Raw genomic sequence first — 21,739 nt, forward strand, 5'->3', positions numbered from 1 at the left:
AGGAATGCCGTGACTATCTCCCGCCCTGTGAGGGCGGTCACCCTTCCGTTCATTTAGTTCACAATCAGCCATGGAGGCAGACTGACGACATGCGCATCCCCGTACCGAGACCCCGGAGCCTCGCGGCCCAGCTCTTCGCCATGCAGGCCGTGCTGATCGCCGTGGTCGTGGCGGGGTACGCGCTGTTCACGTACGTCAGTGACCGCGGGCAGGCCGAGGACGCGGCGCGCGTTCAGGCCAGGGCCGTGGCGCGGGCGGTCGCCGACTCGCCGTCCGTGCGGGAGGCGATCGGCACGCCGAACCCCACGACCGCACTTCAGCCCTACGCGCTCCGGGTCATGGCCGACACCGAGGTCGACTTCGTCACGATCATGAGCCCGCAGGGCATCCGCTGGACCCACCCCGACAAGGACCAGATCGGCAAGCACTTCCTCGGCAACACCGACCGCGCGCTCAAGGGCGAGACCTTCACGGAGACCTACACCGGCACCCTGGGCGCCTCGGTCCGGGCGGTCACGCCGGTCAAGGACGACAGCGGGAAGGTCATCGGCCTGGTCAGTGCCGGTATCCAGGTCGAGAAGATCAGCGAGCGGGTGCAGGGCCAGCTGACCGCCCTGCTCGCCGTCGCGGGGGGTGCGCTCGCGCTCGGCGCCATCGGCACCTACGTCGTCAACGCCCGCCTGCGCCGCCACACCCACGGCATGAACGCGGCCGAGCTCAGCAGGATGCACGACTATCACCAGGCGGCTCTGCACGCGGTACGCGAGGGGCTGCTGATGCTGGACGGGCAGTACCGTGTCGCGCTGATCAACGACGGCGGACGGGAGTTGCTGGGTGTGTCCCCGCAGGACAGCGTGATCGGGCGGTCGGTGGCCGAGCTCGGGCTGCCGGCGCCGCTGACGGGTGCGCTGCTCTCCTCGGAGCCACGGGTCGACGAGGTGCATCTGACGTCCTCGCGGGTGCTGGTCGTCAACACCTCCCCGGTCTCCGGCGGAGAGCAGCGCGGCACCGTGGTCACCCTGCGCGATGTCACCGAACTCCAGTCCCTGATGGGCGAGTTGGACTCCGAGCGGGGCTTCACCCAGGCGTTGCGCTCCCAGGCCCACGAGGCGGCGAACCGGCTGCACACGGTCGTCTCCCTTATCGAACTGGGCCGCGCGGAGCAGGCGGTGGACTTCGCGACCGCCGAACTGGAGCTGGCGCAGGCGCTGACCGACCAGGTCGTGGCGGCGGTCGGTGAGCCCGTCCTGGCCGCCCTGCTGCTGGGCAAGACCGCGCAGGCGAACGAACGCGGCGTGGAGCTGGTCGTGTCGGAGGACAGCCGCCTGGACGACGGGTTGCTGCCGGAGAGCCTTCCGGCCCGGGACCTGGTCACGATCCTCGGCAACCTCATCGACAACGCGGTGGACGCGGCGCAGGGCAGCGTGCGGGCACGGGTGACGGTGACGGCGTACGCGGAGGGCGCGGCCGGGCGCGGGCTGGTCCTGCGGGTCTCGGACACCGGCGCGGGCGTCGACCCGGCCAACGCCGAGGCGGTCTTCCGGCGCGGGTTCTCGACGAAGCCGGCGGGTCCCGGCGGGCGCGGGCTCGGCCTGGCGCTGGTCCGGCAGGCGGTCAACCGCTGCAAGGGCACCCTCACCGTGTCGGAGGCCGAAGGAGGCGGCGCCGAGTTCGAGGTGCGGCTGCCCCTGGGGTGCGAATCCGGGGGCCCTGAGGATGCCACGGCCCTCGCGGACACGACGGCTCTGGAGAGCGCCACCGTCCCCGAGGACGCCACGGCCCCGGGGAACACCACCGTCCCCGAGGACGCCACGGCCCCGGGGAACACCACCGTCCCCGAGGACGCCACGGCCCCGGGGAACACCACCGTCCCCGAGGACGCCACGGCCCCGGGGAACACCACCGTCCCCGAGGACGCCACGGCCCCGGGGAGCACCACCGTCCCCGGCGACACGGCCACCTCCAAGCACGCCACGGCCCCCGAGGACACGACAACTCCCGAGCACGCCACCGCCACGGAGAGCGACACCATCCGCGGCGACACGACGACCCCCGAGCACGCCACGATCCCCCAGGACACGACGGCTCCCGAGAGCACCACCGCCCCCGGCGACACGACCACCCCCAAGGACGCCACCACCCTGGAGGGCACCACCATCCCCGAGGACACGGCGGCTCCCGAGCACGCCACCGGCCCGGCGAACTTCACCGCCCCCAAGAACCCCAAGGCCGCAGACAGCGCTACGGTCCCCCACGGTGCCACGGCCCCCGGAGGCGACGTATGACCACCCAGCAGCCCATCCGTGTCCTGGTCGTCGAGGACGACCCGGTCGCCGCCGACGCGCACGTCCTGTATGTCAACCGCGTCACCGGCTTCACGGCCGTGGGCAAGGCCCACACGGGCGCGGAGGCCCGCCGTCTCCTGGACCGCACGGCCGTCGACCTGCTCCTGCTCGACCTGCATCTGCCGGACGGGCACGGCCTCCAGCTGGCCCGTCAGCTGCGCGCGGCCGGACATCAGGCGGACGTGATAGCGGTGACGTCGGCCCGGGACCTGACGGTCGTCCGTGAGGGCGTCTCGCTGGGGGTCGTGCAGTACGTGCTGAAGCCGTTCACCTTCGCCACCCTGCGCGACCGGTTGATCCGGTACGCGGAGTTCCACGCGTCGGCCGGTGAGGCGAGCGGTCAGGACGAGGTGGACCGCGCGCTGGCCACGCTCCGGGCACCGGGCCCGGCCGCCCTGCCCAAAGGGCTCAGCGCGCCGACCCTGGAGCGGGTGACGGTGGCCCTGCGGGACTGCTCGGAGGGGCTCACCGCGACCGGCCTGGCCGAGGTGGTCGGGATCTCCCGGATAACGGCCCGCCGCTACCTGGAACATCTGGTCGACGCGGGCCGGGCGGAACGCAGTCCGCAGTACGGGACGGTGGGGCGGCCGGAGTTGCAGTACCGGTGGGTCAGGGGGCAGGGGCACCAGTAGGTCCGAGGTCGGCAAGTCCGAGCCCGTGCACGGTCATTGACGGGCCTAGACCACTCCTCTTACGTTCACACGGCAGCCGTCCCGGCCACAACGACGTGAGCCCGTAGGAGGTCATGCCCGTGCGCCCCACCGCCGTACTTCCCTCCCTGCTCGCCACCGCCCTCGCCGCATCCGCCCTCACCGCCTGCGGCGGCGGTTCCGGCAGCGATCCGGACACCGTGAAGGTCTCGTTCAAACAGTCCACGGACAACTCGATCCACGTCATGGACGACTACCTCGCGGACATCAAGAAGCAGTTCGAGAAGGCGAACCCCGGCAAGAAGGTCGAGCTCGTCCCGATCAAGGCCCCGGACTCGGAGTACTACACCAAGCTGCAGCAGATGCTCCGCTCCGCGAAGACCGCGCCCGACCTGGTCTACGAGGACACCTTCCTCATCAACTCCGACATCACCAGCGGGTACTTGAAGCCGCTCGACGCCTACCTCGCCAAATGGCCCGACTGGAACCGGTTCATCGACACCGCGAAGGCGGCCGCCAAGGCCGAGGACGGCAAGACGTACGGCGTCCCGGACGGCACGGACACCCGGGGGCTCTGGTACGACAAGGGGATCTTCGCCAAGGCCGGCCTGCCCGCCGACTGGCAGCCGAAGACCTGGGACGAGGTCCTCGACGCCGCCCGCACCATCAAGCGCAGGGTCCCGGACGTCACGCCCCTCAACGTCTACACCGGCAAACCCGCCGGTGAGGCCGCCGCCATGCAGGGCTTCGAGATGCTGCTGTACGGGACCGAGGACCGTCTGTACGACGATGCCGCGAAGAAGTGGATCGCCGGCAGCCAGGGCTTCGAGGACGCCCTCTCCTTCGTCGAGACGGTCTACCGGGAGAAGCTCGGCCCGGACGTCTCCACCGCCCTCGACCCCAACATCCAGACCATCGTCCGGGGCGACCTGCTGCCCAAGGGCAAGCTCGGCATCAACCTCGACGGCTCCTGGCTCCCGCAGGACTGGCTGCCCGGCAGCGGACACGAATGGCCCGAGTGGTCGAGCAGGCTGGGGCTCGCGTACATGCCGACCCAGCACGGTCAGGCCCCCGGCAAGGTGAGCATGTCCGGCGGCTGGACCTGGGCCGTCCCCGCCAAGGCCGCCAACCCCGATCTCGCCTTCGACTTCATCCGGACGATGCAGACCAAGGCCAACGCCCAGAAGTGGTACGTCGCCAACTCGGGCATCTCCGTACGCGAGGACGTGGCCGCGGACCCCGCCTACGCCAGGGCCCAGCCCGGCATCAAGTTCTTCACCGACCTGGTCGCCAGCACCCACTACCGGCCCGCCTATCCGGCGTATCCGAAGGTCTCCACCGCGATCCAGGAGGCGATGGAGGGTGTGACGACCGGTGACGCCTCCGTCGAGGAGGCGGCCGGGAACTACGACGACTCGCTCAAGGAGGCCACGGACGACCAAGTGATCGAAAAGTGAACCGGCGCTCCCTGGCCCGCGCCCTCCCCGTCACGCCCGCGCTCGTCCTGCTGCTCCTCTTCCTCGCCGGACCCATCGCCTACTGCGCCTACATCGCCTTCACCGACCTGCAGTTGACCGGTCAGGCCGAGTCGTCCTTCGTCGGCTTCGAGAACTTCCGCACGGCCTTCCAGGACGAGGAGTTCCTCAACGCCGTATGGCTGACGCTGGTGTTCACGGTCGTGTCGTCGCTGATCGGACAGAACACGCTGGGCCTGGCCCTAGCGGCGCTCATGCAGCGCGCCTCGAAGCCCGTGCGCACGCTCACCGGAGGCATCGTCATCACGGCGTGGGTGCTCCCGGAGGTCGTCGCGGGCTTCCTCCTCTACGCCTTCTTCCGCAAGGAGGGCACGCTGAACGCCCTGCTCGACCAGCTCCATCTCCCGTCCCAGAACTGGCTGTTCACCCTGCCCATCCTGGCGGTGTCCTTCGCGAACGTCTGGCGCGGCACCGCCTTCTCGATGCTGGTCTACACGGCGGCCCTGGGCGAGATCCCCAAGGAGATCACGGAGGCCGCCGAGGTCGACGGCGCCGGCGGCTGGCGCCGGACGTGGCACATCACCCTGCCGATGATCCGGCGCTCCATCGGCACGAACCTGATGCTCAACACCCTCCAGACGCTGTCGGTCTTCGGGCTGATCTGGGTGATGACGAGGGGCGGGCCGGGTGACAAGAGCCAGACCCTGCCCCTCTTCATGTACGAACAGGCCTTCCAGAACAGCATGATCGGCTACGGCACCGCGGTGGCCCTGCTGCTGCTCCTGGTGGGGTCCGTCTTCTCCGTGGTCTACATGCGCCTGCTGCGGACGGAGGTCTGACCATGGCCGTCCCGCACCTCGCCGACCGCCGCCGCAACCGCCGACTGGCCGCCGACGCGGGCCTGTTGGCGGTCGCCGCCGCGTTCGTGCTGCCGCTCGCCTGGGTCGTCCTCTCGGCCCTGGATCCGCACGCCGACCTGAGGGTGAAGGCCCCCGACGGCGTCACTCTCGAGAACTTCGACGCGATCCTGACCTCCGACATCACCTTCACCCCGCTGCTCAACAGCCTGATCCTGTGCGGCGGGGCGACCCTGCTGACGGTGGTCTGCGCGGCCCTCGCGGCCTATCCCCTGTCCCGCTTCAGCTCCCGTCTCAACCGGCCGTTCCTGCTGTCGGTCCTCTTCGCCACCAGCCTGCCCATCACGGCGATCATGGTGCCGGTGTACGCGCTGTTCGTGCAGGTCGACCTGATCGACACCCTCCAGGGCACGATCCTCTTCTTCGCGGCCTCCCAACTCCCCTTCGCCATCTGGCTGATGAAGAACTTCATGGACGGCGTCCCGAAGGAACTGGAGGAGGCGGCCTGGACGGACGGTGCGGGCTCCCTCCAGTCGCTCACCCGGATCGTGCTGCCCCTCATGGGCCCCGGGGTCTCGGTCGTGACCGTCTTCTCCTTCGTCATGATGTGGGGCAACTTCTTCGTGCCGTTCATGCTGCTGCTCACCCCGGACCAGATGCCGGCGTCCGTGAGCATCAACGAGTTCTTCGGCAACCGCGGGATGGTGGCCTACGGGCAGCTCGCCGCGTTCTCGATCGTCTACTCGACGCCGGTGATCCTGCTGTACGTGCTGATCGCGCGGCGGCTGGGCGGGGGGTTCGCACTGGGCGGGGCGGTCAAGGGGTGAGCCGGCTCACGAAGGGAGCACCCCGGGCCGGAACGGCTCCACTCCCACGACCCTGCGCACCCGCACCGGCTCGATCAGCAGCATCACCCGCCGCTCCCCCGCGAGCAGCCACGGATACCGCGCCTCGCCGATGTACTTCTGCGTGAGCCGGTCCATCGAGCGCTCCGCCTCCTCGCCCTCCACGAACCGCACCACCCGGCCCCGGATCTCGACCCGGTCGTAGGGGTTCTCGGGGTCGTGGTGGGAGAGGGAAACGTTCGGATTGCGCCGCAGGTTTTCCTCCTTCACACGTCCGATCGCCGTGTTGACCATGACGTACTCACCTTCGAGATCCGCCCACATGGGCGAGACCTGCGGCGCTCCGTCCGGGCCGACGGTCGCCAGATGCCAGAAGTTCGGCGCCAGCAACCGCTCGCGAATATGCCCCTCTACCTTGCCATTCACTTCGTACACGAAGATCACACCTCTTTCCGGCCACCCGTCCGGGCACCCGGCGCCATCCTTGCCACCGCGCCCGCACCGCCGACAGACGATCTTCGGCCAGCCCGAACGCGCAGCCGAAACCGTAGATTCCTACAATCCGTGTTCCTGGCCGAACAGACCGTAGTCACGGGACGACCGCTTCCCTAACTTGTGGGCCGTGCGCCGACCCCCAGCCCTGCCGAACCAGCCCGGACCGCCCTTCGACAACCTCACCGCCCGCAGACTCCGTGTCGCTCTCGGCATGGGGCCCGAGCACGTGGCCTACGGGCTGCGTGTCTCGTACGGGCTCCCCTACGTCACCCCGGATCTCGTCGTCGCCTGGGAGCGCGGGATCGTCTGCCCCACCAGTCCGGAACTCACCGCTCTCGCGGGCGTGTTGTGGTGCTCGCCCGGTGAACTCATCGGCCGTCCCCGCACCCTGCGCGAGCACCGCGTCGCGCGCGGCATCGCCCCCGAGGACGTCGCCCGTGCCGTGGGGCTCGAACTGCTCACCTACCTCGGCATGGAGGAGCACGACGAGTGGCGCGGCACCGACCGCCAGTCCGCCGCTCTCGCCGAGCTGCTGGAGCTGAACCTGCCGGACTTCGTCGCCGTCACGGGACGCGAGAAGCGGCTCGCCGAGTGTCTGCGCGGCGCGGTCGGCACCCGCTGGCAGGCCTACGTCCGTCAGGTGGCGAAGATCGTGCCCCTGGACCGGCGGCTGGTGGAGGAGACCCTCATGGATCTGCACCGGCAGTACCAGGGGCAGATGGTGTCCACCCTGAGCTGGGGCGGGGGCGGCGAGCGCGCCGGCGAGGCCGGCCAGGAGTTCCTGGACGAGATCGTGGAGCGGTTCTGGGAGGCGGTCGAGAGACGGCCGTAGAACAGCGACCGCCCGGACGAATGCCTAGAAGACCGACTCCGCCTCGTCCATCCGGTCCTTCGGGACCGTCTTCAGCTCGGTGACCGCCTCGGCGAGCGGCACCATCACGATCTCGGTGCCCTTGAGCGCGGTCATTCTGCCGAACTGGCCCCGGTGCGCGGCCTCCACCGCGTGCCAGCCGAAGCGGGTGGCGAGGACCCTGTCGTACGCGGTGGGCACGCCGCCGCGCTGCACATGCCCGAGGATGACCGGCTTGGCCTCCTTGCCGAGCCGGCGCTCGAGCTCGTACGCCAGGGCCGTGCCGATGCCCTGGAAGCGCTCGTGGCCGAACTGGTCGATCTCGCCGTGGCCGTAGTCCATGCTGCCCTCGGCGGGGTGGGCGCCCTCGGCGACGCAGACGACCGCGAACTTCTTGCCGCGGGCGAAGCGCTCCTCGACCATCTTGACCAGGTCGGCCGGGTCGAAGGGGCGCTCGGGCAGGCAGATGCCGTGGGCGCCGGCGGCCATGCCGGACTCCAGGGCGATCCAGCCCGCGTGCCGGCCCATGACCTCGACGACCATCACGCGCTGGTGGGACTCGGCGGTGGTCTTGAGGCGGTCCATGGCCTCGGTGGCGACTCCGACCGCGGTGTCGAAGCCGAAGGTGCGGTCGGTGGAGGAGATGTCGTTGTCGATCGTCTTCGGGACGCCGACGACCGGGAGACCGGCGTCGAAGAGCATGCGGGCGGCCGTGAGGGTGCCCTCGCCGCCGATCGGGATCAGCGCGTCGATGCCGAACTCGTGGATCATGTCGGAGGCGCTCTCGCACGCCTCGCGCAGCCGGTCGCGCTCCAGGCGAGAGGAGCCGAGGATGGTGCCGCCGCGGGCCAGGATGCCGCTGACGCTGTCCAGGTCGAGGGCGCGGTAGCGGCCGTCCAGGAGGCCGGAGTAGCCGTCCTCGAAGCCGATGACCTCGTCGCCGTAATTGTCGACCGCGCGGTGCACGACCGACCGGATCACTGCGTTCAGACCAGGGCAGTCGCCGCCTGCGGTGAGAACTCCGATACGCATCGTGCTGTGTCTCCTGCTCGCTGTTGATACCGGTGAGCCAAATCCGATTGTTTCACGTCCCGCACGGGGTCGTCGCACCCCGTGCTGCCGGGCGCTTTATCCATCGTCCGGGGTATTGTCAAGAGGGTTTCCGCTCACCTCGGTGGGCGATTTTCATGACAGCGACTTTTCCGAAGGCGACGGAACGGAGATCACGCGTGACCCGCAGCGTGTACGTGACCGGGATCGACCGCGGCGACGGCCGCCAGGTCGTCGAACTGGGGGTCATGGAGCTGCTGACCCGCCAGGTCGACCGGGTGGGGGTGTTCAGGCCGCTGGTGCACCACAGTCCCGACCGGCTCTTCGAGCTGCTGCGCGCCCGCTACCGGCTCACCCAGGACCCGGCCACCGTCTACGGCCTCGACTACCACGAGGCCTCCGCGCTGCAGGCCGAGCGGGGCACCGACGAGCTGGTCTCCACCCTGGTCGACCGCTTCCACCTGGTGGCCCGCGACTACGACGTCGTCCTGGTCCTCGGCACCGACTTCGCCGACACCCAGCTCCCGGACGAGCTCTCCCTCAACGCCCGGCTGGCCAACGAGTTCGGCGCCTCCGTGATCCCGGTCGTGGGCGGTCGGGGGCAGGCCGCCGAGTCGGTGCTCGCCGAGACCCGCAACGCCTACCGGGCCTACGAAGGCCTGGGCTGCGACGTCCTCGCCATGGTCACCAACCGGGTGGCCCGGGAGGACCGGGACGAGATCGCCGCGCGGCTCTCGGGCCGGATGCCCGTGCCCTGTTACGTCGTGCCGGACGAGCCCGCCCTGGCCGCGCCGACCGTCGCCCAGATCGGACAGGCCCTCGGTGCCCGGGTGGTCCTCGGCGACGACTCCGGGCTCGCCCGGGACGCCCTGGACTTCGTCTTCGGCGGCGCGATGCTGCCGAACTTCCTGAAGGCCCTGACCCCGGGCTGCCTGGTGGTCACCCCGGGCGACCGCGCGGACCTGGTCGTCGGCTCGCTCGCCGCGCACAGCGCCGGCACCCCGCCGATAGCCGGTGTGCTGCTCACCCTGAACGAGGTCCCGGGCGACGACGTCCTCACCCTCGCCGCCCGTCTGGCCCCCGGCACCCCGGTGCTCTCGGTGGCCGGCACCAGCTTCCCCACCGCCGCCGAACTCTTCGCGCTGGAAGGGAAACTGAACGCGGCCACGCCCCGCAAGGCGGAGACCGCGCTCGGTCTCTTCGAGCGGTACGCCGACACCGCCGACCTCGCCCGCCGGGTCTCCGCGCCGAGCAGCGACCGCCTCACCCCGATGATGTTCGAGCACAAGCTCCTGGAGACGGCCCGCTCCGACAAGCGCCGTGTCGTCCTGCCCGAGGGCACCGAGCCGCGCGTCCTGCACGCCGCCGAGGTCCTGTTGCGCCGGGGCGTGTGCGACCTCACCCTGCTCGGTCCGGTCGACCAGATCCGCAAGAAGGCCGCCGACCTCGGCATCGACCTCGGCGACTGCCAGTTGATCGACCCGGCGACCTCCGAACTGCGCGACGCCTTCGCCGAGAAGTACGCGGCGCTCAGGGCCCACAGGGGCGTCACGGTGGAGCTGGCCTACGACGTCGTCTCCGACGTGAACTACTTCGGCACCCTGATGGTCCAGGAGGGCCTCGCCGACGGCATGGTGTCCGGTTCGGTGCACTCCACGGCGGCGACCATCCGTCCCGCCTTCGAGATCATCAAGACGAAGCCGGACGCCGACATCGTCTCGTCGGTCTTCTTCATGTGCCTCACCGACAAGGTGCTGGTGTACGGCGACTGTGCCGTGAACCCCGACCCCGACGCCGTGCAGCTCGCCGACATCGCCATCCAGTCGGCCGCGACCGCCGAGCAGTTCGGCGTGGAGCCGCGGATCGCGATGCTGTCGTACTCCACCGGTACCTCGGGCTCGGGCGCCGACGTCGACAAGGTGCGCGAGGCCACCGAGCTGGTACGGCAGCGGCGGCCCGACCTCAAGATCGAGGGGCCGATCCAGTACGACGCGGCCGTCGAGCCGACCGTGGCTCAGACCAAGCTGCCGGGCTCCGAAGTCGCGGGCCAGGCCAGCGTGTTGATCTTCCCCGACCTCAACACCGGCAACAACACCTACAAGGCCGTGCAGCGTTCGGCCGGCGCGATCGCCGTCGGGCCGGTGCTCCAGGGGCTGCGCAAGCCCGTCAACGACCTGTCCCGGGGCGCCCTCGTCTCGGACATCGTCAACACCGTCGCCATCACGGCGATCCAGGCCCAGATCCCGACCCTCGCGACAGAAAAGGCCACTGCCCAGTGAGCGCCACCCGCGTCCTCGTCCTCAACTCCGGCTCCTCCTCGGTGAAGTACCAGCTGCTCGACATGCGGGACAGCAGCCGGCTCGCGGTGGGGCTCGTCGAGCGCATCGGTGAGGAGGGCTCCCGTCTCAAGCACACGCCCCAGGGGGGCGAGTCCCGTGAGTGGACCGGCCCGATCGCCGATCACGACGCCGCGCTGAAGGCCGTGGCCGAGGAACTGTCGAAGGACGGGCTCGGCCTCGACTCCCCCGAGCTGGCCGCGATAGGCCACCGCGTGGTGCACGGCGGCAAGACGTTCACCGAACCGACGGTGATCGACGAGGCCGTGCTCGCCGAGATCGAGCGGCTGATCCCGGTCGCCCCGCTGCACAACCCGGCCAACCTCACCGGCATCCGCACCGCGCGGGCGCTGCGCCCGGACCTGCCCCAGGTCGCCGTCTTCGACACCGCGTTCCACACCACGATGCCTGAGTCGGCCGCGCGCTACGCGATCGACGTGGAGACCGCCGACGCGCACCGCATCCGGCGCTACGGCTTCCACGGCACCTCGCACGCGTACGTGTCCCGGGCGACCGCGAAGCTGCTGGGCAAGGCGCCCGAGGACGTCAACGTGATCGTGCTGCACCTGGGCAACGGCGCGAGCGCCTCCGCGGTCCGGGGCGGCAGGTGCGTGGACACCTCCATGGGGCTGACGCCTTTGGAGGGACTCGTGATGGGTACGCGCTCCGGAGACACCGATCCGGCCGTCATCTTCCATTTGGCGCGCGTTGGCAGAATGTCCATCGACGAAATCGACACTCTTCTCAACAAGAAGAGCGGACTGGTCGGCCTCTGCGGTGACAACGACATGCGGGAGATTCGGCGCCGGATCGACGAGGGCGACGAGCAGGCCGAGCTCGCCTTCGACATCTACATTCACCGTCTGAAGAAGTACATCGGCGCCTATTACGCCGTTCTCGGTACGGTGGACGCGATCGCGTTCACCGCCGGGGTCGGCGAGAACGCGGCGCCGGTGCGGGAGGCCGCCGTGGCGGGCCTGGAGACCCTGGGCCCGGCGGTGGACCGCGAGCTCAACGCCGTACGGAGCGACGAACCGCGGCTGATCTCGCCCGCCGACGCACGGGTGAAGGTCGCCGTGGTGCCGACCGACGAGGAACTGGAAATCGCGACGCAGACCTACGCACTGGTCGCGCGGCATTGATTTGCGGCTCCCCCGCGTGGCGACTGAGCGGTAACCCAGCTGAGCGACGTTCCGCCCATTTGTATCTTCCGCCAGACGGAATATTCCGCAGCGAAACAAACCGATAGGATCGCCCCATGCGCCGTTCGAAAATCGTCTGTACTCTCGGCCCCGCGGTCGACTCCCACGAGATGCTGGTCTCGCTGATCGAAGCCGGCATGAACGTGGCCCGTTTCAACTTCAGCCACGGCACGCACGCCGAGCACCAGGGGCGGTACGACCGCGTCCGTGCCGCCGCCAAGGAGACCGGCCGGGCCATCGGTGTCCTCGCCGACCTGCAGGGCCCGAAGATCCGGCTGGAGACCTTCGCCGAGGGGCCGGTGGAGCTGGAGCGCGGTGACGAGTTCGTCATCACCGCCGAGGACGTCCCGGGTGACAAGACCATCTGCGGGACGACCTACAAGGGCCTGCCCGGTGACGTCTCCCGCGGCGACCAGATCCTCATCAATGACGGCAACGTCGAGCTGAAGGTCCTGGACGTCGACGGCCCGCGGGTCAAGACGATGGTCATCGAGGGCGGTGTCGTCTCCGACCACAAGGGCATCAACCTGCCCGGCGCTGCGGTGAACGTCCCGGCGCTGAGCGAGAAGGACGTCGAGGATCTCCGCTTCGCGCTGCGGATGGGCTGCGACATGGTCGCGCTGTCCTTCGTCCGGGACGCCAAGGACGTCGACGACGTCCACCGCGTGATGGACGAGGAGGGCCGCCGGGTCCCCGTCATCGCCAAGGTGGAGAAGCCGCAGGCGGTGGACAACATGGAGGACGTCGTGATGGCGTTCGACGCCGTCATGGTGGCCCGTGGCGACCTGGCCGTCGAGTACCCGCTCGAGAAGGTCCCCATGGTGCAGAAGCGCCTGATCGAGCTGTGCCGCCGCAACGCCAAGCCGGTGATCGTCGCGACCCAGATGATGGAGTCGATGATCACCAACTCCCGCCCGACCCGCGCCGAGGCCTCCGACGTGGCCAACGCGATCCTGGACGGCGCGGACGCGGTCATGCTGTCGGCGGAGTCGAGCGTGGGCGCGTACCCGATCGAGACCGTGAAGACGATGTCGAAGATCGTCGTCGCGGCCGAGCAGGAGCTGATGTCGAAGGGCCTCCAGCCGCTGGTCCCGGGCAAGAAGCCCCGCACCCAGGGCGGTTCGGTGGCCCGCGCGGCCTGCGAGATCGCCGACTTCCTCGGCGGCCGCGGCCTGGTGGCCTTCACCCAGTCCGGCGACACCGCCCGGCGCCTGTCGCGCTACCGCGCGCAGCAGCCGATCATCGCCTTCACCACCGACGAGAACACCCGCAACCAGCTGGCGCTCAGCTGGGGCGTGGAGTCGCACGTGGTGCCGTTCGTGAACAGCACCGACGAGATGGTGGACCTGGTCGACCAGGAGATCACCAAGACCAAGCGCTTCAACCCCGGCGAGATCGTCATCATCACCGCGGGCTCACCCCCCGGCGTCGCCGGCACGACGAACATGCTGCGGGTGCACCACCTGGGCGGCGCGGCGCAGTAAGAGGCTGTACGACACCGAGGGCGCTCCCTGTGGCAGGGGGCGCCCTCGGTGTTCTCGGTGGAGCTACGGCAGGTCGCCGACCAGTCGCTCCCACTCCTGGAACTCACCCCAGCGGGGATGGTCAGCAAGGAGCGGCGCCAGCGGCCGTACCGGAGCGAGCAGTCGCCGGATCATCCGGAGCGCCATGATCTGCTCGCGGTCCAGTTCCCGCCGGCGAGGGGCCAACCCTGCGGCCTCTCCCGGCGACATGGGCATGGCGGCCAGCGCGCGTCCCAGCACCTCACCCGGATCGAGCCAGGCGACACCCGCATGCGGACCCACCCGCGCCAGCAGCCAGGACCGCAGGTGCAGATCCCGCAGCAGCCACTCGCCGCGCTGCGGTCCGGTCGCCCGCTCGGCACCCGCCAGCAGCCCCGTCCAGGCCTCACCGACCGTGCGCCACCGCTCGTCGGTCAGCCCGGTCGGCCCGGTCGGTTCGTCCTGGACCCGGGCGGCGAACTGCTGGGCCGCCGCGATCCACTGGCTCACCTCGCCGTCGGCCACGGCCGCCGTCGGCGCGGACCAGCGACGCACATGGCCGTCCAGGTCGAGCCGGTCGAGCCCGTCGAAGCACCCGGTCACCCGAACATCACCCCGGCCGCCTCGAACATCTCCCTGCCGAGCTGTTCCGCTCCGCCGCCGGCCGCCCAGAACGGGTCGCCCGACTTGAAGAAGTGACCGCTGTGGGCGTTGATCTCCAGCCCGAAGTACTGACCGCCGCCCCCGGCGATCTGTGCCTCACCAGCGGCCCGCACCGCACCACCGCCGCTCAGCACCGGGTGGGAGAGCTCCTGCCCCTGCACCATCTTCGGCATGATCACCAGTTGTCCGTCCTCCAGCACGGCCCACTTGATCGGTTCGCCGTCCATGTCCACATACCGGTCCCAGTCCGCGGAACCCGGCTTGGCCGGACGGACGCCCATCCGCTCGGCGAGGGCGAGTTCCCGTTCGAGGGTGGCCGCCATGTTGTTCGGCCATATCCGACAGGCATTGTGCACCAGCACCTTCGACGCGCCGACGAAGTACGTGTGGTCGCCCTCGACCTCGAAGTTGAACACCTGGACCGGGCCACGCTTCATCGTCACCGACTCGACCCGCTCGCCCCTACCGTCCAGGGTGGTCAGCCGGTCGCCGGGGCGCAGCGCCTCGGCACCCGTCCAGCCCTTGCCCCGCACCCAGAAGGGATGCTCGGTGGTGGCCCGCAGGGTCTCCGTGCCGATGTCGACGGAGACCAGGGCGTCGGCGGTGCGCTCCATCACCCCGGCGACCGTGCGCAGTCGGCGCTCGCCCGTCTCCGGGTCCTGTGCCCAGACCCGGTCGCCGGTCCTGATGTCCTCGATCGGCTTGGTGCCGTGCTCGGTGGTGATCTTCGTACCGGCCGGGAAGCACATGGAGTTCAGGGCCTGCCGGCCGAGGTTCTCCAGTCGGGCCGCCGCGGACGCCGACAGGCCCGAGCCGCGCAGACCCCAGATGGCACGGCCCAGCCCGGCCCCACCCCGCATCGCCGTACGGACCGCGAACGCCGCCTCCGCCGCCTTCACCAGCAGGCCCGGGATGATGATGCTGCCGAACAGCCACGCGCAGCTGCTGATCCTGCCCTTGGCGCAGCCGACGATGTCGGCGACGGCACCGGTGGCGATCGCCTTGAGGACGGACTCGGTGAGCTTGAGCCCGTCGACGTGGACGTCCTCCTCCTTGAACTTGACGTCCAGGGGGGAGCTGGTGAGGTAGTCGCGCTGGATGGCCGAGCCGCAGTGGGCGCGGTCCACACCGGGCAGCGGGCAGGACTCGATGTAGAAGTCCATCTCGCCGTAGATGTGGAATTCCAGGTCGATCTCGCAGCCGATGTCGCCACCGGAGTGGCTGCCCACGCAGTCGCTCAGCGGGTTGATGTCGACCTTGGAGTCGCCGCTGGGCTTCATCACGACGCCCTCGACGCCGGTGCCGCCGCCCTCGGCGGTGCGCTCCTGCTCCTTGCGGTCCTCGAAGTCGACCTGCTGGGTGCGGATGGCGGCCTCGGCGGCCTCCACCGCGAGGTTGCGGGCGTTGGCCGCAGCCGCTTCGGCGACGGTGGCGTCCTGCTCCGCCTTGTCGGCCACGGACCGCGCGGTGGAGGCGTCGGCCTCGGCCGCGTCGGCCGCGCTGCGGGCGCCGGCCGCGTCCCGCTCGGCGGCGTCGGCGGAGGCGTCCGCGTCGGTGGCGTAGCCGTCCGCCGCGGTGGCCGCGGTCTGCGCGGCGGCCGCGTCGGCCACCGCCTGTCTGTCGTACTCGACGGTGTTGGCCTCGGACCGCTGAGCCGCCTTGGCGGAGGCTGCCGCCGCATCCGACGAAGCCTGCGCCGCCGCTGCCGAGGTGCTCGCCTGCGCGGCCCACTCGGCCGCGTTCGCCGCCGCCTCGGCGGCCGCCTTCGCGTCGGCGTTCGCCCTGGCCGCGAGGGCCTTGGCCTCGGCAGCCGCCTTCTTGGCCTGCGCCGCCTTGGCGTTGGCGACGGCGACCTGCTGCTGGGCGGCGGTCTTCGCGGCCTGGCCGGTCAGCACCGCGAGGCCGGCCGAGGAGTCGGTCTCCGCGTACGGGGAGCCCAACTCGATGGCGTCGTTGGCGGGTTTGACGACCTGCGCCGCCGAGTCCCGAGCCGCCGCGGCGGCCTGGGCGGTGGAGTAGGCGTATCCGGCGGTACGGACCGCGTCGGCGTTCGCGAGGACGGCCTCGGAGCGGGCGACCACAGCATCGCCGCGGGCCTTGGCGGCGGCCTTCTGTGCGGTCTCGGCCTCGGCCTTGGCGGCGATCGCGTTCCACTTGGCGGCCCTGGACGCGGCGATCGCGTCGGCGGCGGCCGCATGGGCCTTCGTCACCGCGGCTCCGGTGATGGCGACATCGCGCTGGGCGCCGTCCGCGGCGGCCTGGGCGCGCTTGGCCGCCCCCTGGGCCCTGGTGGCCGCCTCACGGGCGTTGGTGGCGGCCGCCGTGGCCTCGTTCGCCGCCTGCCGGGCCGCCGTGGCCGCGGCGGTGGCGTCGTCGGCCGCCGCGCGGGCCTTGGTGGCTGCCTGCCGCGCCTCGATGGCGTCGGCGGTACCGTCCACGGCGGCCAGCAGCGCCTCCGCGGCCTCGGCCTTGGCTACCAGGCTGTCGCGCCGGTCCTCGGCGGCGAGGGCGCCGTTACGGGCGTTCCTCGCCCGGCTCTCGGCGGCGAGTGCGGCGTCCTTCTTGTCGGCCGCCGTGCCGCCCGCGGCCTGCGCGGCGGACAACTTGTCGGCGGCGACCTGTCGCTGGGACTGAGCGCGGCCCTCGGCCTCGTGCGCCTTCTGCCGCTCGGCCGCGGCGAGGTCCGCCTGCGTCTTGGCGTAGTCCCGCTCGGCCTCGGCCTTCTGCCGCTTGGCCTTGGCGTCGGCGGCCGCGGTCTTGGCGGTCTGCTCGGCCGCCTTCGCCTTGTTCTCGGCGGCCTTGGCCTCGGCGGCGTGCTTGGCCGCCTCCGTGGCCTGCGCGGCGGCACCCTCGGCGGCGGCCTTGGCCTGGGCCTCGGCCTCCTGCGCGGCGATACGCCGGAACTCGGCCTTCGCGGCGTGCGCCTGGGTGTTGGCGAGGGAGTCGAGCGTCTTGCTGTCGGCGGCCGAGGCGCGAGTCGCGTTGAACGCGGTCTCCACGGCCTTCGCCGCGGCCTGGGCCGCCGCCGCGGACGCCTTGGTCACCTGCGCGGCCTGCTGACCGTGCAGCAGACCCCGGCCGCGCGGCAGACCGGCCGCGTCGGCGATGCCGTACGCCTGGGTCTGCGCCTGGGTGACCGCGTCGGCCTGGGTCTTCGCGGACAGCGCGGCGCGGGAGGCGACGTAGAGCCGTCCGCCGGCCCGGCCCTGGGCGTCCGCGATCCACTTCTTGACCTTGGTGAACTCGGCCGCGGTCGGGTAGTCGTTCGGGTGGTCGGCGGCCTTCTGGCCCGTCCAGTAGGCCTGCCAGTCCGTGAGCCGGCTCGCGATCAGCGACTGCCCGAGCGCCTCACCGAGTGCCTGTGACGCCGTCGACAAGTCGGCGTTCGCCTGCTTCTCGGCCCGGATGATGGCGTCCCGCTGCGTCTTCTGCCCGTCGATCTCCGCCTGCCACTCGGTGTGGGCCGTGGCGATCTCGGCGCCGAGCACCTCGTGCGGGTCCTGGGGGTCGGTGTACGCGCAGGAAGCGAAGCGGGCCTTGAGGTTTTCCACGTCGATCCGGAACTCCATCGAGTCCGGATCGGGCGCGGCGGTCGGGAAACCGCCGTACTGGAGGAACAGGCGGGCGTCGTCGGCGTACATGTCGTGCATGAACTGCAGCGACTCCCACGCCTGGCGGTCCTTGTGGTCCTCGTAGGCGTCGGGAGAGTAGCGGGCCTTGTAGACCGCGGTGGCGGCGTCGACGGACGCCTTGTTCGCCAGGGGGTGCGGGTCGGCGTAGAAGTCGCCCTCGTCCTTCCAGAACTGGGCGGCGACCCAGCCGCCGAGACCGATCTTGTCGAACGGGTCGTCCTTGTCCTCCACCCACTGGAACCCGGTGTAGGTGTACGGCGGCGGCGGGCTCTGGACGGCGAGGGACGCCTGCCACGCCTCCGGACGGCCGGACAGCTCGTCCAGCTTGGCCTCGGCGGCGGCTATGTCCTTGTCGTACGCCGCGCTGAGCGCGGTGTCCTTCCAGTACGACGGGTCGGCAGCCGTGTGCAGTTGGTCCTCGGTGCCGATCAGACCGGCCCGGGCGACCTCCTTCATCGCCGGGCCGCCCTTGCGCAGCACCCCGCTGAGGAGGCACTGCTCCTGGCGGACGCGCTCGGCGGCCTTCGCGTCGAAGGCGGTGGGGACGGGGTCGGCGGCGGTCGCGGTCCGCTCCGACTGCGCGGTCAGGTCGGGGAGTTGACCGCCCGTCACCGCGATCGCGCCGGCGAGCGCCATCGCGGTCAGGGGAAGGAAACGGGATCTCGCGAAGAGCCCCCGTCTGCGTGCGTTCGTACGCATGGGAAACCTGTCTGTGAAAACGGCGGGAAGGGGGCTCAGAACAGCAGGTTGTACTGGGTCCAGCCACTGGCGCCGAGCTGCACGCGGGCGCTGAAGGGGGCGGTGGCGGAGCCGGTGCCCTTGTAGAGCCAGAGGGCTCCCGCGGAGTCGACGGCAAGCAGATCCGGCTTGCCGTCACCGCTGTTGTCGCCGGTCGACACGACGGCGGTGTAGTCCTTCCAGCCGGTGGTGGCCGCGGTGATGGTGGTACCGAGGACCGCGTCGGCGGTGGCCTTGCCTGTGCCGGCGTAGACGAGCAGGCTGCCCGCGCTGTTGCGGGTGATGAGGTCGGCGATGCCGTCACCGGTGTAGTCACCGCGCCCGGCGATGACGCTCATGCCGTTCCAGCCGGTGGAGTCCTTCATCCTGACCCGGGCGGCGAGGGTGCCGTCGGCCTTGCCCTGGTAGAGCCACAGTTGACCGTCGGTGCCGCGGGCGACCAGGTCGGCCTGGGCACTGCCGGCCATGTTCCCGACGGACACGATGAGGTTGTACTGGTCCCAGCCGGTGCCCAGCACCTTGGTGTCGTTGCCGCGTTCGGCGGTGTAGTAGAGGGTGCCGCCGATCCGGAAGTAGAGGTCGTTGCCGCGGCCACTGTCGGAGATGTTGGCCTGGACCAGCGCTGTGGCCACCGAGTAGCCGGTGCCCAGGTCCGCGCGGGCCTTCCAGCCGCCGGTGCCCTTGGCCTCGTAGTCCCAGAGTCGGCCGTCCTTGCCGCGGGCGAGGAGCGGCAGGAGGCCGGTGCCGTCGGCTGCGGCCCGCTGGAGAAGGGGGGCGGTGCCGGCGCCGGCCTCGCTGTGGGCGGCGGCGGTTCTGTCGGTGGGAGGCCCGTCGTGCGCCGTCGTGAGCGCCACAACGGCGGTCACGGCACCCGCGAGAGCGAGAGCGGCCGCCCGGCGCAGCGGGCGGCCGAAAGATATCGGTGTCAAGGTGAGAAGTCCCCGTCGCTGTGGTCGGCGGGAGCTTCACTCGCACGTCATGACGCCGCGGAACAACGTGTGTTCCCGGTAAGGCCCCCGCGCCCTGGATGGTCATGTCCACGGCAAAAAGAAGAGTACGGGGACTCTGTGAAAATTGTGAAGAGGTTTACGGGAGGGACTCGGCGGTCCCCATGGGGTCGTGTACGCGCTGAGGGCGCCCCCTGTGAAGAGGGCACCCTCAGCGTGTTGTGCGGCTCCCGGAATGGACTGTGGGGCGTGGGCGGTACTCAGCTCTCGCTGTACTGCCTCATGCCGGGCACGGTCAGCGTGCCGCCGTACTGGGCGGCCTGCTGGACGGTCACATTGGTGAAGTAGATGACCGGGATGTTCAGCGGCGGGGGGCTGTCCGGGCTGAACGTGATCGGGATCAGCCCCAGCAGGTTGCCGGAGATGCTCTCGGTGTACATGATCGTCTTGCCACCGGTGATCGTGGACTTCGTGCCCTTGCCCGCCTGCACGTGGTACGTCGTGCCCTGCTCGGTGACGGTCTGGTGGAGGTCACCGATGTCGGTGCCGCCGGAGATGACGTACTTCAGCACCTTCTTGGTCTGGCCGCTCGCGGTCCTGACCTTGACGACACCCTGGTAGTCGGCTCCCTTGAGCAGCAGCGAACTGGCCTTGAGGGTCCATGCCTTGTTCGCCACCGTCACACCGGGCTCGGTGTCGCCCACGTCGTCCGTGGCGGCCGGGCAGTCCTCCGGGTCCGTGCTGGAACTCGCCGACGGGCTCGGGGAGGCCGTGGCGTCCGCCGCCGCCTCCTCGGCCGCCTTGGTGGTGTCCTCCACGGCCTTGGTGGTGTCCTTCGCCGCCTTGGACGCCGTGTCGGTCGTGTCCTTCACGGTGTCCTTCACCGTGTCGGTGACCTTGTCGGTCGTCTCCTTGGCGGTGTCCCCCGCGCTGTCGTCCGCGCTCTCGGACGCCGAGGCCGAGGGGGTCGGCGTAGGGCTGGCACTGGACGCGTCGCCGGAGCCGGAGCCACCCGTGAAGATCCCGGTGATCGCGTCGCCGATGTCCGTCAGCAGGTTGCCGTCGTCGCTCGCGGAGGGCGAGGGGGACGGCGTGGCGGTGTCGGAGCCGGAGCTTCCGGAGGAGGAGCTGCTCTCCTCCTTGCTCGCGGAGGCGGACGGGGACGGCGTGGGCGTGGCCTTGTCGTCGGAACCCGAGTCCGACGAGGAGGAGCCGTTCGAGCCGGAGTCCGACCCCGAGCCGGAGGACGCCGACGGGGACGGTGTCGCCGTGGTGTCGTCGGTGGACGGGGACGAACTCGCCGAGGCGGACGGGGAGGCGCTGCCGCTCAGTGCCGCGACGCAGTCCTTGTACTCGTCCGCCGTCAGGCTCTTCGTGGTCGGCGAGTCATCGGCCAGCGCGAGCGTCGGCGTGAACCCGATGCCCATGAGAACGGCCGTCGGCATCGCCGCCATGGCTATCGCCTTGCCGGCCGGCACGTGGAACCTGGTGAACAGCGGCTTCTTGGGTGCCGCGTGGCGGGGCCCGGATCTCGCACGGGAGGCCTCCACGTCAGCCCCGTGGGTCACCTCGTCAGCCGGCACTGTGCCTCCCGTTCGCCCCGTTGACCGGGCTCGTTCCTGACAGATCGTTCGGCTCGCCCACCGGGTTCACCGGCCGCAGGAGCGTGGTGTCGTAGTCCGTGGCCTCGGGCGCGCCGCCCTCACCGGTCGTGTCCTGCTTGGCCGGCTCCTCCGCGGGCGCAACGCCCGGCGCCCACGCCACGGCCATCGCCCCGCCGAACAACGCGAAGAGGAAGCCGACGATGAAGCCGCCGAAGTTGGAGACGGGGAGGGACACCAGCCCGAGCATGATCGCCGCGACACCCGCGAAGGTGCGTACGTGCTTCTGGAACCAGAGGGTGATGCCCAGGACGACGAGCAGTACGCCGATGATCAGGGATCCTGCGCCCGCCGTGGTGGCCATGGCGACGGTCAGGCCACCGAGCTTGATGTGCGCATACGGGAAGTACATGATCGGAAAGCCGCTGATCATGACGAACAGCCCCGCCCAGAACGGGCGGGTGCCCCGCCAGGCGCGGAACTGCTGCCTCCGGTGGGCGAACTGGCCGGGCGCGGCAGGACTCTCGGCGCTCATGGAAAACAGCTCCCTG

General features: G+C 70.6%; 15 protein-coding genes and 1 pseudogene. 9 read left to right on the forward strand and 7 right to left on the reverse strand.

Annotated features, from left to right (window positions below; genetic code table 11):
* Positions 1-89: 89 nt before the first annotated feature.
* From M2157_RS16015 to M2157_RS16035, 5 genes and pseudogenes are all read left to right on the forward strand, one after another.
* Positions 90-1,691 (forward strand): annotated as a pseudogene (locus M2157_RS16015) (sensor histidine kinase); the annotation flags it as partial.
* A 590-nt stretch (positions 1,692-2,281) separates the two neighbouring features.
* Positions 2,282-2,977 (forward strand): response regulator, encoded by a 696-nt coding sequence (locus M2157_RS16020; RefSeq protein WP_280865557.1) that lies wholly within the window; start codon positions 2,282-2,284, stop codon positions 2,975-2,977.
* Between the two features lie 113 nt (positions 2,978-3,090).
* On the forward strand, positions 3,091-4,452 hold the full coding sequence (locus tag M2157_RS16025) for an extracellular solute-binding protein (protein WP_280862500.1): 1,362 nt from the start codon (positions 3,091-3,093) through the stop codon (positions 4,450-4,452).
* Complete coding sequence (locus M2157_RS16030; protein WP_280862501.1) at positions 4,449-5,309, forward strand: sugar ABC transporter permease; 861 nt, start codon at positions 4,449-4,451, stop codon at positions 5,307-5,309. The genes M2157_RS16025 and M2157_RS16030 overlap by 4 nt, the downstream gene beginning before the upstream one ends.
* Before the next feature lie 2 nt (positions 5,310-5,311).
* Complete coding sequence (locus M2157_RS16035) at positions 5,312-6,154, forward strand: carbohydrate ABC transporter permease (protein WP_280862502.1); 843 nt, start codon at positions 5,312-5,314, stop codon at positions 6,152-6,154.
* A gap of 6 nt (positions 6,155-6,160) precedes the next feature.
* On the opposite strand, the gene M2157_RS16040 is transcribed toward M2157_RS16035, so the two are convergent.
* A complete protein-coding gene (locus M2157_RS16040) occupies positions 6,161-6,616 on the reverse strand; it encodes a PPOX class F420-dependent oxidoreductase (protein WP_280865558.1) in 456 nt (151 codons plus the stop codon).
* Positions 6,617-6,794: 178 nt separating this feature from the next.
* Between M2157_RS16040 and M2157_RS16045 the strand changes: the two genes are divergently transcribed.
* Positions 6,795-7,499 carry a helix-turn-helix transcriptional regulator gene (locus tag M2157_RS16045; protein ID WP_280865559.1) on the forward strand — a complete coding sequence of 235 codons (705 nt, stop codon included), beginning with the start codon at positions 6,795-6,797 and terminating at the stop codon, positions 7,497-7,499.
* Positions 7,500-7,523: 24 nt separating this feature from the next.
* Here the strand turns inward: M2157_RS16045 and M2157_RS16050 are convergent, their stop codons facing one another.
* On the reverse strand, positions 7,524-8,549 hold the full coding sequence (locus tag M2157_RS16050) for an ATP-dependent 6-phosphofructokinase (RefSeq protein WP_266527108.1): 1,026 nt from the start codon (positions 8,547-8,549) through the stop codon (positions 7,524-7,526).
* A gap of 197 nt (positions 8,550-8,746) precedes the next feature.
* Here M2157_RS16050 and pta point away from each other — a divergent pair, with 197 nt between their 5' ends.
* The 3 genes from pta to pyk all read left to right on the forward strand — a co-directional run bounded on the left by pta (position 8,747) and on the right by pyk (position 13,589).
* Positions 8,747-10,846, forward strand: coding sequence for a phosphate acetyltransferase (pta, locus tag M2157_RS16055; RefSeq protein ID WP_280862506.1), 2,100 nt, complete (start codon positions 8,747-8,749; stop codon positions 10,844-10,846).
* Positions 10,843-12,045, forward strand: coding sequence for an acetate kinase (locus tag M2157_RS16060; RefSeq protein ID WP_280862507.1), 1,203 nt, complete (start codon positions 10,843-10,845; stop codon positions 12,043-12,045). Before pta ends, M2157_RS16060 begins: the two co-directional genes overlap by 4 nt.
* Before the next feature lie 116 nt (positions 12,046-12,161).
* Positions 12,162-13,589, forward strand: a complete 1,428-nt coding sequence (pyk, locus tag M2157_RS16065; protein ID WP_280862508.1) for a pyruvate kinase — start codon at positions 12,162-12,164, stop codon at positions 13,587-13,589.
* A gap of 63 nt (positions 13,590-13,652) precedes the next feature.
* On the opposite strand, the gene M2157_RS16070 is transcribed toward pyk, so the two are convergent.
* The 5 genes from M2157_RS16070 to M2157_RS16090 form a co-directional block, all read right to left on the reverse strand.
* On the reverse strand, positions 13,653-14,210 hold the full coding sequence (locus M2157_RS16070) for a hypothetical protein (protein WP_280862509.1): 558 nt from the start codon (positions 14,208-14,210) through the stop codon (positions 13,653-13,655).
* Positions 14,207-18,601: a polymorphic toxin-type HINT domain-containing protein gene (locus tag M2157_RS16075; RefSeq protein ID WP_280865560.1), complete on the reverse strand. Its 4,395-nt coding sequence runs from the start codon at positions 18,599-18,601 to the stop codon at positions 14,207-14,209. Before M2157_RS16075 ends, M2157_RS16070 begins: the two co-directional genes overlap by 4 nt.
* A gap of 35 nt (positions 18,602-18,636) precedes the next feature.
* Positions 18,637-19,569, reverse strand: coding sequence for a VCBS repeat-containing protein (locus M2157_RS16080; RefSeq protein ID WP_280865561.1), 933 nt, complete (start codon positions 19,567-19,569; stop codon positions 18,637-18,639).
* Between the two features lie 278 nt (positions 19,570-19,847).
* Positions 19,848-21,170 (reverse strand): hypothetical protein, encoded by a 1,323-nt coding sequence (locus M2157_RS16085; RefSeq protein ID WP_280865562.1) that lies wholly within the window; start codon positions 21,168-21,170, stop codon positions 19,848-19,850.
* Positions 21,160-21,723 carry a DUF6114 domain-containing protein gene (locus tag M2157_RS16090; protein WP_280862514.1) on the reverse strand — a complete coding sequence of 188 codons (564 nt, stop codon included), beginning with the start codon at positions 21,721-21,723 and terminating at the stop codon, positions 21,160-21,162. Before M2157_RS16090 ends, M2157_RS16085 begins: the two co-directional genes overlap by 11 nt.
* Positions 21,724-21,739: the final 16 nt, after the last annotated feature.

The sequence above is a fragment of the Streptomyces sp. SAI-127 genome (genome assembly GCF_029894425.1).
In the GTDB taxonomy this organism is placed as follows: Bacteria; Actinomycetota; Actinomycetes; order Streptomycetales; family Streptomycetaceae; genus Streptomyces.